The organism is Pusillimonas sp. (assembly GCF_044464525.1).
Lineage (GTDB): Bacteria > Pseudomonadota > Gammaproteobacteria > Burkholderiales > Burkholderiaceae_B > Pusillimonas.
In genome coordinates, this window is sequence record NZ_JBIQLE010000014.1 from 44,710 (window position 1) to 58,513 (window position 13,804).

12 protein-coding genes are annotated in these 13,804 nt (G+C 55.5%); 3 read left to right on the plus strand and 9 right to left on the minus strand.

The window, feature by feature from the left end:
- Positions 1-121: 121 nt before the first annotated feature.
- The gene (locus ACIY1O_RS09660; RefSeq protein WP_397474887.1) at positions 122-1,159 is read left to right on the plus strand and encodes an aromatic ring-hydroxylating dioxygenase subunit alpha; all 1,038 of its coding nucleotides are present in this window, start codon (positions 122-124) and stop codon (positions 1,157-1,159) included.
- A 33-nt stretch (positions 1,160-1,192) separates the two neighbouring features.
- Here the strand turns inward: ACIY1O_RS09660 and ACIY1O_RS09665 are convergent, their stop codons facing one another.
- The 5 genes from ACIY1O_RS09665 to ACIY1O_RS09685 all read right to left on the minus strand — a co-directional run bounded on the left by ACIY1O_RS09665 (position 1,193) and on the right by ACIY1O_RS09685 (position 5,815).
- On the minus strand, positions 1,193-2,101 hold the full coding sequence (locus tag ACIY1O_RS09665) for a LysR family transcriptional regulator (RefSeq protein ID WP_397474888.1): 909 nt from the start codon (positions 2,099-2,101) through the stop codon (positions 1,193-1,195).
- 9 nt (positions 2,102-2,110) lie between these two features.
- Positions 2,111-3,415, minus strand: coding sequence for a TRAP transporter large permease (locus ACIY1O_RS09670; RefSeq protein ID WP_397474889.1), 1,305 nt, complete (start codon positions 3,413-3,415; stop codon positions 2,111-2,113).
- A complete protein-coding gene (locus tag ACIY1O_RS09675; RefSeq protein WP_397474890.1) occupies positions 3,412-3,951 on the minus strand; it encodes a TRAP transporter small permease in 540 nt (179 codons plus the stop codon). Before ACIY1O_RS09675 ends, ACIY1O_RS09670 begins: the two co-directional genes overlap by 4 nt.
- 1 nt (position 3,952) lies before the next feature.
- A complete protein-coding gene (locus ACIY1O_RS09680) occupies positions 3,953-4,975 on the minus strand; it encodes a TRAP transporter substrate-binding protein (RefSeq protein WP_397474891.1) in 1,023 nt (340 codons plus the stop codon).
- Between the two features lie 75 nt (positions 4,976-5,050).
- Positions 5,051-5,815 carry an SDR family NAD(P)-dependent oxidoreductase gene (locus ACIY1O_RS09685; RefSeq protein WP_397474892.1) on the minus strand — a complete coding sequence of 255 codons (765 nt, stop codon included), beginning with the start codon at positions 5,813-5,815 and terminating at the stop codon, positions 5,051-5,053.
- Between the two features lie 254 nt (positions 5,816-6,069).
- Between ACIY1O_RS09685 and ACIY1O_RS09690 the strand changes: the two genes are divergently transcribed.
- Both ACIY1O_RS09690 and ACIY1O_RS09695 read left to right on the plus strand, forming a co-directional pair.
- Positions 6,070-7,740 (plus strand): (2,3-dihydroxybenzoyl)adenylate synthase, encoded by a 1,671-nt coding sequence (locus ACIY1O_RS09690; RefSeq protein ID WP_397474893.1) that lies wholly within the window; start codon positions 6,070-6,072, stop codon positions 7,738-7,740.
- Positions 7,741-7,763: 23 nt separating this feature from the next.
- Positions 7,764-8,606: an amidohydrolase family protein gene (locus ACIY1O_RS09695; RefSeq protein WP_397474894.1), complete on the plus strand. Its 843-nt coding sequence runs from the start codon at positions 7,764-7,766 to the stop codon at positions 8,604-8,606.
- A 1-nt stretch (position 8,607) separates the two neighbouring features.
- Here the strand turns inward: ACIY1O_RS09695 and ACIY1O_RS09700 are convergent, their stop codons facing one another.
- The 4 genes from ACIY1O_RS09700 to ACIY1O_RS09715 form a co-directional block, all read right to left on the minus strand.
- Positions 8,608-9,249: a TetR/AcrR family transcriptional regulator gene (locus ACIY1O_RS09700; protein ID WP_397474895.1), complete on the minus strand. Its 642-nt coding sequence runs from the start codon at positions 9,247-9,249 to the stop codon at positions 8,608-8,610.
- Between the two features lie 257 nt (positions 9,250-9,506).
- On the minus strand, positions 9,507-10,481 hold the full coding sequence (locus tag ACIY1O_RS09705; protein ID WP_397474896.1) for an amidohydrolase family protein: 975 nt from the start codon (positions 10,479-10,481) through the stop codon (positions 9,507-9,509).
- A 320-nt stretch (positions 10,482-10,801) separates the two neighbouring features.
- Complete coding sequence (locus tag ACIY1O_RS09710) at positions 10,802-12,421, minus strand: CocE/NonD family hydrolase (RefSeq protein WP_397474897.1); 1,620 nt, start codon at positions 12,419-12,421, stop codon at positions 10,802-10,804.
- 71 nt (positions 12,422-12,492) lie between these two features.
- Positions 12,493-13,776 carry an MFS transporter gene (locus ACIY1O_RS09715; RefSeq protein WP_397474898.1) on the minus strand — a complete coding sequence of 428 codons (1,284 nt, stop codon included), beginning with the start codon at positions 13,774-13,776 and terminating at the stop codon, positions 12,493-12,495.
- Positions 13,777-13,804: the final 28 nt, after the last annotated feature.

Consider the following 13,804-nt stretch of genomic DNA (forward strand, 5'->3'; position numbering starts at 1 on the left):
CAGACGTCTTATTTGCATAACGGATTAAGGTTATCCGAGAAAGCGCATTGCCCCGTATCACGAGCGAACCTAGAATCAATAAGAAAATTGTCTCAGCCGAGCAAACTCAACGGAGAAGCCCGTGTTCATACGAAACTGTTGGTACGCAGCCGGCCTAAGCGGCGAAATCTCATCGCAACCTCTTGCCCGTACTTTATTGAACGAACCGATTGTCTTGTATCGGCAATCCGACAATGCAGTGGTTGCTTTGGAAGATCGCTGTTGTCACCGCGGCCTGCCCTTGGCCCATGGCGAAGTCGTGGGCGACACACTGCAATGCGGCTACCACGGATTGCGCTTTAACCGAGACGGGGCTTGTGTGCATGTGCCGGGGCAACAGAACATCCCGGCCAAGGCGAAAGTCAAAAGCTACCCTATAGTCGAAAAAGACAGCCTGATTTGGATTTGGATGGGGGTCCCGAATTTAGCGGACGCATCTCAAATTATCGATTACCCCTGGCACAGTGATGGCGGCTGGGCCTTCAAGGGCAAATGCAACGTAATCGACACCCATTATCAGCTCTTGTACGACAACCTGCTTGATCTCACCCATGTGGGTTACGTACATAAAAACACCATAGGCGGAAACGCCGAGTCGCATTCGAATGCCGAAATGCGCACCACCCGCACCAAAAACGGCGTGCACGTCATGCGGTGGCTGCGCAACTCGATTCCGCCGCCCACCTACGCTAAAGCGTTTCCGTTTCAAGGCAATGTCGATCGCTGGATCGAAATTGATTTCATACCCGGTGCTGTACAGATCTATGCCGGCGCCAAAGATGTGGATACAGGCGCATATGAAGGCGACCGCGAAGGCGGTTTAGGGCTGCGCACCTTGCATGCCGTTACGCCCTCAACCGACAGCAGCACCTACTATTTCTGGACAGTGGCACATAATTTCAAGGTGGATCAGCCCGCTGTGACCAATCAGGTTTTCGCTCAGATGGATGCCACTTTTCACGAAGACAAAACCATTCTGGAATCACAATACCAACGCTTGCTGCAAGACCCTGATCGAGAGCTGGTTGATATTGCCAGCGATGCCGGAGCCATACAGGCAAGGCGGGTTATCGCCGCGCGAATCGCGCAAGAAAACCAGTTGGCCAGCACCGTCGAATAGCCGGTCTGCGGGGCGTCGGCGTTCCTTAGAAACTCAAGCCTTGAAAAGCTCGTGGACAACGCCTCGCAGCCATTGGTTTCCTGCGTCCTTGTGGTAAAGCCTATGCCAGTATTGTCGCAGCTCGTAGGCGGGAACCGAAAAAGGCAGATCTACTGTCTTGATATTGGCAAGCTTTGAAAAACTCAACCCTACGGCCCTGGGCACTGTGGCAATCAAGTCGGTTTCCGCAATAATCATGGGCAAGCTCATGAAATGAGGAGTGCGCAGCACCACGCGCCGCTTCAGACGGTGACGGGCCATCTCACGTTCGAATAACTCCTGGCTTCGGCCGCTAGCCTGTACCACCGCGTGGGCCAACGCCAAAAACTGCTCAAGACTCAGTTCCTGACCCGACACGACAGGATGATTTGCTCGCACCATACAAACAAAAGAATGCCGGAACAGCCGTTGCTGAAAATGGCTGCCCTTGGCCAGATCGGGAAAATAACCTACTGATAGATCGACATCGCCCGCTTCCATGGCGGCTTCTGCCTCGGCCGGGGTCAACGCAACAGACCTCAGCGAGACGCCCGGCGCGTGAAGCGCCAAATAGCCAAGCAGCCGTGGCAAGAACACCATTTCTCCGATGTCGGGAGTATTGACCGTGAAGGTTCTTGACGAAGCCCCGGGATTGAACTCGGGCTCTCGCAAGACTTCGGCATCAATGATGCCAAGAGCCCGCTGCAAGGGTGACGCCAGACGCATGGCCCTTGGCGTGGGCTTCATGCCGTTTCCCGTCCTGACAAAAAGCGGGTCGTTGAACTGCTCTCTGAGCTTGGCTAGCGCCGCGCTGACCGCAGGTTGGCTCATACCCAGTGCATTCGCCACCCGCGTCACGCTCTGATGCTCCAACATCGCCTCCAGCACCGTCAGTAGATTCAAGTCGACGTGCCTGACGTCCATAAGCGGCCTTTACCGGTACAGCATGGTCGGGAACCAAAGCGCGATATCGGGCAGCCACACCAGTAGCAACAGCAGGGCAATGGGCGCAATCAGGAAAGGGAAGACTCCGCGGTAAATAATCGACAGAGGGATGTCAGGCGCTTGCGCCCTTATCACAAAAATATTCATGCCCACCGGCGGCGTCACCAGGCCCAGCTCAACCACCAGGACCAGAACCACGCCAAACCACACTGGGTCAAAGCCGGCCCCCACGACCAGGGGGAAAAACACTGGCACCGTGATTAGCACCATTCCAATGCCATCAAGGAAGCAGCCCATGATGATGTAGAAGAGGATGAGAATGAGCATGATGACCGCCGGCGAGGCGTTCAAGCTGCGTGTCCATTCGACCAAGGTATGCGGCAGTTCGGTAAGCACGACGAAATAAGAAAAGATGAATGCGCACAGGACGACCAGAAACAGCATGCTCGAAATAAGAATGGTTTCCACAATCGCCTCGTGCACCCGGGCCCACGACAGCCTGCGCCGGACCACGCCCAAAAGGAAAGCGCCGAACGACCCCACGGCGGCCGACTCGGTGGGGCTGAACCACCCCACATAAATGCCCCCGATGGATACACCGAACAACAGTACGATCTCCCACATGCTTAACACTGCCCGCAAGCGCTCTGCCCAGCCCGCGCCTGGCATGGGAATTTCCAGATTATCTTTGCGGTGAACCAGCCAGGCCAGGACTACGCCATAGAACAAAGTGAGCAATATGGATGGAATCAGGGCCGCCGCAAACAAGCGCTGCACCGACTGTTCGGCGATGATCGCGTATATCACCAAAATGATGGAAGGCGGAATCAGAATGCCCAGCGATGCTCCGGCGGCAATTACACCAGAGCTGAGTTTGTCGCTATAACCCGCCTGACGCATTTCCGGCAAGGCAATGCGCGACATGGTTGCGGCAACCGCAAGCGAAGAGCCGCAGACCGCCCCGAAAGTGGCGCTTGCGCCCAAGGTTGCGTAGGCCGGCCCCCCTCTTCGCCCTGAAAAGAGCGAACGTACAGCGCTGAACAGCTGGCGTGAAATACCCGCACTGGATGCCAAAGCCCCCATCAGCACAAATAAAGGCACGACCGACAACGCGTAAGCGGAGCCCATCTCGAATGGGGTCGACCCCAGCACGATGAACGCTCTGTCGAACCCGCTGATGGCCGCATAACCCAAAGTACCGACCAAGCCCATCGCCACCGCCACTGGCACCCTGAAAAGTATCAGGGTCAACAAGGCCAGCATCCCCAACACACCAATGACCTGAACGCTCATCGAGATTCTCCGTCGATGCGGCCGGCAGACCCCCGGCCCGCGCCACGCAACAAGCAGCACAGTTTAAATACAGCGGCCAGCATGGCGGCGAGCATGCCCACCAGGCAAGGTATCCAAAGCCAGTACAGCATGATGGGCAGATCAGGTTTGCGATCTTGGTATAGATAGGCTTCCATTGCGGGGGTGGGCATATGCCACATCAGCATCCCCAGGAACACCACCGACAACAGAAGCCCGAACATCTTCAGCAGAAGCACCGCATTCCGGCTTATGAAGTGATCGATAATATCGACGGTGATATGGGTATCGTCGAGGAAGGCCTCGCCGATACCCAGAAAGACGACGAACACCATCAGTGTTTCAACAATGTCGTAAGTGCCCAGAACGGGAATGTTGAACAAGTTGCGCAACAGTACGTCGGCCATGGTGATGCACACCATCAGCGCCAGGGCGACACCCGCCAGCAACGTAAGCCCGCGCAAGAGCCGGCGTACCCATCGATGGATGCGCCGGCTTTCTCCGGCCGTTACCGCCATGTTATTGCTCCTTGGCGCGCGCGGCTACGGCTTCCTTCAAGCGTTGCAGAGCTTGTTGGCCCGGCAGTCCCTTCTCCTCCAGAGCGGCAACCTTTTTATCGATCAGGTCTTGTGTGATTTTTTCGTATGCGGCGGCATCCGATTCGCCAAGCTCGATCAGCTTGACGTTGTTCTCGTTCATGTACTTGAGCCCAATCTGATCCGCTTCGTCAGAATCGATACCCACCCGCTTCGCGCCCACGTTGCCCGTGGTTTCGTCAATAAGCTTCTGAAGATCGGCCGGCAGTTTATCGTAACTGCCGGGGTTCATTACCATGGCGAACGTAACGACCCCGCCGTTGATCACGGTGGCCGACTTTAGCTCGGGCCCAAGCTGAAAGCTTTGCGCCCCCTCGTAAGACATCAGCGTTCCGTCGATGGTGCCTTTGTTCAATGAGTCGGCAACCTCGGCGGGCGCCACACCTACCGGGGTCGCGCCAAGCGCCGAGATAAGAGACGCATAGACAGTGCCGGGGTGGCGGATGCGCAAGCCCTTCATCTGGTCAAGGCTGGTGATCTCTTTGCTTGCCATCAGCAGCGGCACGGGCGGCGTGGACATGAAATACAGCACCTTCACGCCTTTATATTCAGGCTCGAGCAAATCTTTGATGTCCATCAGAGCCTGCGAGCCGACTTGTCCGTTGGGAATCAGTGTGGGGTGCTGGGCAAGTTCGGTCATGGGGAACCGGCCCGGGGTTGCCCCTTGTAGAACATAGGCCATGTCCGCCACGCCGGTGCGGGCCAGATCAAACTGACGGTTTACCGGCCCCATCTGAGAGGATGGGAACAGCTTGAGAACCAAGCGGCCGTCAGACTTCTCCTTGAGCTCGTCGGCCCAGCGGGTAATTTCCCGGTTGATTGTGTGATTGGGCGGCAGATAGCTGGAAACCTTGAGTTCATGGATTTCCTGTGCGCCGGCATGGGAAAAACCTGCCGCCATCACGGCGGCGGCCAACGTGCCTAAAAATTTGCGTCTTGCGTTCATGGTCTTGTCTCCGTGGTTATTTCTTAGGCTTGTCGGGCTTTTACCCTGTTTTGAGCCTGTCGTTTGTATTAACTGCTAGGTGGAGCTGGAGAAGCCTCCATCAATTACAACTACTTCACCTGTGACGAACCGATTCGATTTCACCAAGCTGAGCATCGTTTCCGCCACGTCGTCAGCAGTGACGCACCGCTTCAAGGGCGTCATCTTCGCGCGACGCTCCATCAGACTGTCATACTTGTCTTTAAGCATGCGCTTCATCCAGTCGCCTTCCATCCAGCCAGGCGCGACTGCGTTCACGCGAATTTCGGGCCCAAGATTGTAGGCCAGGACCTTGGTCAAACTGACGACAGCCGCCTTACTGGTCGCATAAGCCAGCGGTTGGGGGCCGGGACGCAGGCCGACGATGCTGGCCGTGTTCACGATGCAACCATTGCCGGCCGCCTTCAACATAGGAACCGCTGCCCGGGTCACCTGAAACATGCCTCGTACGTTGACGGCAAAAACCCGATCCCAGTTCTCGGCTGTGACCGATTCAAAATCCTTGGGGTTCACCGCTGAGGTGGTGCCCGCGTTATTGATCAGAACGTCGAGTCGGCCGAAACGTTTCTCTACTTCTGCCAACATACTCCTGACTGCGGCGTCGTCGCTGACATCGCACTGCAGCAGAATGGTCTGCGCCCCCAGCTTCCCAGCCTGGTCCGCCGTTTCGGCGGCGGCATCCCTGCTGCTGCTGTAGTTGATGGCGACGTCATAGCCTTCACGCGCCAGTGCAAGCACCGCGCTGCGTCCAATACCTGTACCGCCGCCCGTTACCAAGGCCACTGGTTTCTCTTGAGTCATTCCGTCTCCTTGCGTCTTTAATTATTATGAACATGTTCTACTTTAGATCACGATCATATTTCTGGCAAGAACAAAAATAACATTCACATACCAAACTTATTCAGGTTTTCACTGATTCAACTTCGTTGACATGAAAATGATCACAATCTAAACTGAACATGTTCAGATAATAGAAAACCATAGAACTTCGGCTCTGCCGTGCCCGCAAAGTTGCGGCCCGGCCCATGTGTCGGAAAAACACTTAGGAGGAAACAATGCTTGAAGGATTTGTTCCATTTCCGCCCGACTATGCCCGCCGCTATCGCGAAAAAGGCTATTGGCAGGATAAGTCTCTAACCCAGGAATTCAAGGTCGTATTCCAAAAGTACGCCAAGCGTGTGGCCATCATCGACAGAGCCCGTTCTTACACGTATGAAGACGTGGATCAGGCTTCCGGCCGTTTGGCGCTCAACCTGCTTGAGCTGGGTCTTGAACCGCTTGACCGTGTAGTCGTGCAGCTTCCCAACGTTGCCGAGTTCGTCATACTTTATTTCGCGTTGCAGAAGATCGGCTGCATTCCCATCGCCGCCCTGGCCAGCCACCGTTACCTGGAAGTAAGCCAATTCGTTGCCCTGTCAGGCGCAACCGCCTGCGTCAGCCCCGACCGGCAAGGCGAATTCGACTTCCAGGACATGATCACGCGAGTGCAGCAGCAAAGCTCCAGCCTGAAACACGGCATCATTCTAGGAGACGCCCGCCCCGGATTTCACTCTTTGCAAGACCTTATTGAAAAAGAACCGACACAGTCCGGGCCGGAGCGACTCGAGGCCATTGACATCGACCCGTCCGACCCCGCCGTCTTTCAGTTGTCCGGTGGAACCACCGGGGTGCCGAAGTTGATCCCGCGCACCCACAACGACTATGCGTACAACTCCAAGATTGCTGCTCAGACCTGCCGGATTGAAGCGCATCATGTGCTGCTTGTCATACTGCCCATCGCGCACAACCTGCCGCTGGCCTGCCCCGGCATCCAGGGCTTCATGTTCCAAGGCGCCAAAGTGGTCTTGTTGGCAAGCACACGCCCTCGAGACGTCTGCGCCGCGATCCAGGATCATGGCGTCACCCACATCAAGGTGGTCCCGGCGTTGCTCATCCGGCTGCTTAATGACCCGTCAGTCGGCCAATACAACCTGTCGTCGCTGCAAGTCATACAAAGCGGCGGGCAGCGCCTGCAACCGGAAGTTCGCATGCTGGCTCGAAAGCTTATTCCCAGCGCCTTCATCCAAGAGAACTTCGGCATGGGCGAAGGGCTGTTGTTCTTTGTGCGCCACGACGATCCTGAAGACGTCAGGCTGGAAACGGTCGGTAGCCCGGTATGCCCGGATGATGAAGTGCGCATCGTGGACGAGGACGGCGTAGACGTTCCGTTCGGAGAAACCGGCGAGATGTGGTGCCGGGGGCCGTATACGCTGCGCGGATACTTCGGCGTGCCGGAATACAACCAGAACGCCTTTTCACCCGATGGATTCTACAAATCGGGCGACCTCATGCGCCAGCACCCGTCGGGTCGCTATATGGTCGAGGGCCGCCGCAAAGACTTGATCAATCGAGGTGGTGAAAAAATCAGCGCCGAAGAGATCGAAAACTTGATTCTGTCGCATCCGGCCGTTAAGGACATCGCCTGCGTTCCCATCCCCGACCCCGACATGGGCGAGCGCATGTGCGCCTGCGCCTTGCTGCACGAGGGCGCAACACTGGATTTCGACACCCTTAAATCTTTCCTGATCGACAAAGAAATCGCCAAGTACAAGTTACCTGAGCGTCTGGAAATCATGCAGGAATTTCCTCTATCGACGTTCGGCAAAGTTTCAAAGAAAAAATTGCGAGAAATGATCACCGAAAAAATGATCCAGGAACAACCAGGTCATGCGTCAAGCACGCCCTGAAACCATTACCCGAGGGAAAAAACATGAGAATCATAGACTTGCATTGCTATCCCAACACTCAAGAGTGGATCTCCTGCCAACAGCCTTATGTGGATGCACTGGCGGAATACTGGAATCGCCCCTGGACACCCAAAACCGAAGAAGAGGTGGTACAGGACTTCACCGAAGCCGGCGTGGAAGCGGTATTGGTCGCCCTTGACCTGGAAACCACGGTGGGTACACCGCCATGCTCAAACGAGTTTGTCCATGACATGTGGAAGCGCAACGAAGGCAGGATCATCCAGGCTTGGGGCGCCCTGGAACCATCCAAAGGTGAAATCGCCATCCGCCAGGCACGCCAGGCCGTCCAAGAGTTCGGCATGATGGGTTTTCATTTTCACCCCATCATGCAGCACTTTTCTGTGGACGAGCGCCAATACTACCCGCTGTTTGAAGAAATCTCGGCGTTAGGGGCGGCGGTGATGATCGATGTTGGCACGACCGGCATGGGTGCCGGCATGCCCGGCGGCATGGGCGCCATAATCCGTCATGCTCACCCCGCCGCCATTGATCAGCTCGCAGCCGACTTTCCCAAACTGAAGATCATCATGGCCCATCCTGGCTGGCCTTGGGTAGACGAAACCACCGCCGTCGCCCTGCATAAGGGGAATGTGCATTGGGAAATGTCGGGCTGGGCTCCCAAATACTTCTGGCCTCAGTTGAAAGTCGACATGCGCACCCGGCTGCAAGACAAGATCATGTTTGGCAGTGACTACCCAAGCATGCCTTACGAGCGGCTATTACGCGAATGGGCCGAGCTGGGTTACAGCGACGCCATCATGGAAAAAATCTTCCACGGCAATGCCGAGCGGATTCTGGGGCTATAAACTACTTAACGGGTTCCAGCCCGTGTATGTATAGACGGAACTGCTTGCGCAGCGCGGCAAGCCCCTCTTTAAGGTCTGGGTTGTCTTCGGATATCCACAAGCGCACTGCACCTGCATAGATATAGAACAACCCCAGCGCTATGGTCGCTGGGTTCTCGCGCGAAAGAATACGCCCCCGCTCCTGGGCATCGGCCACCAATTGCCTGACGGAGTCGACCACACGAAGGCGGTTGTCGTTGAACTCTACCGACAACTTGCCATGCCGATAGAAGGTTAATTCGCGCAGCAATATGCGTGACAGCGTGGGGTTGCCGGCAAAATCTTCATATAAAAACGAAAAGAACGAGACCAGTTGCTCTAGCAAAGACTTGCGTGTACTGATCGCTTGCGATGCGCGCTGCTGAATTTCATTAAGGTGATCGACATAGATCAGAAAGATCAGATCACGTTTGTCGTCGGCGTAATTGAATAAAGTGCCCAACCCGACCCGCGCCCGCTTGGCTATGTCGCGCGTCGTGGCGGCATCGTAGCCCAGTTCGGTAAAAAGCTCTTTTGCCGCGGCTTTTATGCGCAGCAGCTTTTCTTGCTTGTTTTGCTCACGCAACCCCATTACAGGCTGATCGACCTTAGCGGCTTTATCCATTTTTAGTAATCTACTCGTTCAGAATCATAAGGAAGTCGACGGACACTTGGGTTGATATCAGCCGACGCAAACTGGAGGCAAAGCTCGCTTACCTGAAGACTGAAGACAGTACTTTATCCTTTTATAATAAAATGAACAAGTTCAATTAAATCATTAGTGCGCTAAAAATATTTAGCGTGAGAGGTTGCGCCAACATCAGTGTGCCGCAGGTCCTCGTTTCCACCGAGGAACCGGCAATACTACTACCTTAGCCTGTGCTATAGCTTGAACAACATTTTAGCGTTCAATCGGCCGATCTTCTGGCGATCCGGTTCAGAGATCGAAGCATTGTCAAACCAGTCGGCGGCATGGTCGATGTTCTCAAAAGGCCAGTCCGTGGAAAACAAGATGCGATCGGAACCGATCTCCAGCAGCGCATCGATCATGGTCTGAGTGCGAAAGTTACCCGACGTCGTCACGTAAAAATTCTCGTTGAAGTATTCTGCGATGCGGCGGTTTGCTGGATAGTTGGGAGGCATGCGAACCCAGGCATTGCGATTGTCGATGCGCCACATCATGTACGGCAAGCCCTCGCCCATGTGGCCAAGCACGATGCGCAAGCCAGGGTGCTTGTCGAAGAGGCCCGACCCCATCAGCCGCAATGCATGGACGGCAGTTTCCTGGGCAAAGGCCCAGGTCGGCCCCATCAGCCATGGATGGTCATCATAGATGCGACTATCTTGCGGCAAAGGATTACGCGGATGCAGGTAGAACGGAACATCCAGCTTCGCAACAGTCGCCCAAAAATCCAGATACTGTGACAGATCGTAATACAGCAAAGTGTCATCATCGCTGCGCTGACTGAAACCATTGACCAAGGCCCCCACAAAGCCCAGTTCATTCACGCAGCGTTCCAGTTCGCGTGACGCCGCCTCAGGGTCCTGCAAAGGAAGCGCAGCAAAGGCCCGAAACCGATCTGGACGCTTGGCGCACTCTTCTGCGAGCACGTCATTTGCCCTCTTGGCAATTTCGACGGCTCGCGCCACACCCGGAATAGCCTGAACGGCTGGCGCGTTAAGGGACAGAATCATGATTTCGATCTCGTGTTTATCCATAAGGTCGAGCCTCTGGCCGTGAATATCAAGAAGGCGTGCCTGAAGCTCGGTCCAATAATCGCCAGGCACGAAGCCGGCCGAGTCCATCAGCGTTTCCTGAATGGCGAAATGTTCTTCTAGTGCGATTTTTCCTTGCATGTCAGCTCCGTTGAGTTTTCTTGGTTTGTTAAGGCTTCGCGACACGCAATTGAATAGTGGGAAACTCGGCCATGCGATTATGAGCGACCGAACATAACAGGTGTACGGTCAGTATCGCGTTGACTCCAAGCGGTAAGGCCTTGGTCGAACAACTGAGGCCGCTTGCTGCGCATTTCGAGGCGGTGGGTACCAAATGATTTAGCGCGAAAGAAATCGCCTGGCTAAAACAAGCGCTCGCCCAGATACACGACGATCTCCAGGAACTTTAGGCTTGAAGGCCACGCCGTCATATCAGTGTGAATAAGCCTCGTCCACGATCATCACCTTGGACAATACGGCAGAATCAGTCGCGACTGATGGACCGCATCGTGGTGATAGGTGTCGGTTCCAACCTTCTGTCCATACCAATGCGTCATCGGCGCATCGGCGATCAGCGAATCGAAATTGCTGATTTCCAGCCGTATGCGTTCGCCGGGTTTTACCAGGAACGACATTGGCAACAGCTCAATCCGCATTTCATAGACTGTTCCTGGCGTCAAAGAATCGACTTCGCCATGCTTGTGAAATGGCAACATCTCTTGCGTCAGTGTGGGGTCTTCAGCCCGATGAGATGCACGCAGCCATCCCTGGGTAACCTTCCGCGCAGCAAATCCATGCTTTGCCGGCGTCAAGACCTGCAGCTTGGCGATTACGTCCATATCGCTCTGATCGGTCGATCCGTGCAGCACCAGCACGCCGTGCCCCGTAAACTCACGCGCCACAGAGAATTCGCCGCTGGTATAAGTGACAACGCGCGCGGTGTGGTCAGGGATGCCGTCTATTATCGTCGTTACTCCCAGCATCCACTGCGGATCAGGGTAGCTCCAGGAAGTGGCAACCTCGTCGTTGCCGGCAGGTTCACCGACTAAAGAACCGTCGTTCAGCGAGCGCACCACCCCGCTTCTACGAGAGGAAAGATAGTAGCTATCCGGCGTGGCTTCTGGTGGAGGCCAGCATTCGGCGGACCGGTATCTGCCATCTCCATTGACGAACGCACGTACTGCGGGACGCTCCATTACCTTGGTGTCCTTCCCTTTCAAATGATGGTCATACCAAGGAAGGATCTCGCGCCGATGGAAATCTTCATCGTCAAAGATTCTTTGCGCATCAGAGAACGTATAAGACTCAATGAGCAACAACTGCTTCGGCCCGCGCACGCGATTGAATCCCATGACATTGCCACGCAGATGCAAGCCGGCTTTGCTCCATGCTCCGATGGAGAACACTGGAATATCCACCTGATCGAGCTCCCAGAACGGCGAACGGCGACGGTGCCAGTCGTTGTCCAGAGTGTTGGAAATGATATTGGGCAGCAACTCATGACGCTGGCCACCACGCACGTCGTGCCCTTCCGCCTGGTGTTGCAGCATTACCGCGCCCATCAACCATGGGCTCAACAGCCCGATCTGCGGGATGCCGCCATGGTAGAGCCAATCTCGATACATATCGTTTGAACCGTCATAGGGCACGATGGTCTTCAAATGCGGCGGCCGGGTGCGCGCCGCATTCCATTGGCTCCAGGCGAAGTAAGACTGTCCGATCATGCCCACATTGCTGTCGCACCAGGGCTGAGCGGCCACATGCTCGATGGCGTCATGAATGGCCTCCCCTTCTGCTCGAGACACAGCATCCCATACCCCTTCAGATCGCCCGCTGCCCGGCACATCGACGATGACATAAGCGTAACCCTCGTCGAGATACATCTGCATGGGGCCATACTCGACAAACGGAAATACCCAGTGCGCGGGCAAGCGGCGCAAGGCCTTCTGGTACGGCGATGCCGCCAACAATACCGGGTAAGACTCCGAGCCGTGCTCCGGCAGGTAGACGTCTGCCCTTAGCAATACGCCTTCCCGGGTTGAAAACTCGATTTCAAAGGGTTGAACACTCACGGCAACCATATCGCAAATCCAGGAAAAGTTGTTGGCCAGCTATCAGAAATTAAAGCTCAAACAATAGCGACGTTCGCCCGTCAGGCCGCCGCAGCCGGCTCTGCCGCTACCGGCGCAGGCTCACGACTGGCGAAGCGATAGGCGCCCAGAGCCTTGAAGCAGAAAGCGCATAGCACCAACAACAATGCCAGGGCGAACAATGCTTGGCTATATCCCCCAAAGTTGCTGCGGCTAACACCTACCGCCATGATGCCAAGAGCCGCGCACAGCTGAAACGCCGCAAAAATGACGCCGTAAATGGCGCCGAAAGACTTGATGCCGAAATAACGCGGAATAATATAGCTAAGCACGTCAAACTCGGCGCCAACCACAAAGCCAATGGCCGCCGCGCATAGAATGGCTGAATTGAATGGAGCGCCAGAACCGAGACCGAATAAGGCCAAGGCTGCCACCAGACACAATACGATCATGATGGTCGAGGCATGGATACGATCCAACAACCAGCCTGTGCAGACCCGGCCGAAAATCAAGGCAATGCCCAGTACAGCCTGCAACCCGCCCGCTGCCTGCGGAGTCATGCCCAAATCAATCAGCACCCGGGTCTGGTGCACAATAGCCGCAGTGCTGACTGCTCCAAGCAGTGCGAAGGCCAGCACAATGATTTTCAACTCGCGCGTCTGCCAGGAAGCTTTCAGATCCATGCCACGCAACACGGCCGTTGCATGGCCCTTATGCTGGATCGAATCCTTGCGATCTTTCAGAAAGAAGAAAGCAATCGGCCAGGTCACCACGATGGCCACCAAACCAAGGGCGACGTAGGCCGTGCGCCAGCCGTAGTTGGCAATCATGTAGACGGCCAGGGGCGGCATCATGGCAGCGCCGATGCCGATTCCCGCATTGGCGATACCGAATGCCAGGCCCAGACGCCGTTCGAACCACATTCCCGTCAATTTCAGGTACGCAATCGGCCAAGCGCCTAATCCGCACCAGGCGATCACCACCCAGGCCGCATAGAACACCCAGATATTATTGGGAAGAAAATGCAAGCACGCATAACTGACTCCCAGCAGCGGCACTGAAATCAATACCAGCGGCCGTCCGCCAAAACGATCGACCAAACGCCCTTGAACGATCGACGTCAGCATGATCATGAAGGAAATAATCATGGCGCCCGCAGAAATCGAGGCAATACTCCAACCGAATTCCTGATGCAGCGGCGTGATGAAAGTGCCGAAGCAGAACACCAGCAATACGCTGGGCCCAAGTGATAACCCGACCAAGCTGGCCAGAGTTGTCTTCCAGCCCTGGTAAACATTGCCCGACGAGTCGACCAGCGACTCACTCTCCATGATGTGGCTACTCATTTCTGTCTCCTGTCTTTTCTAATAAAAA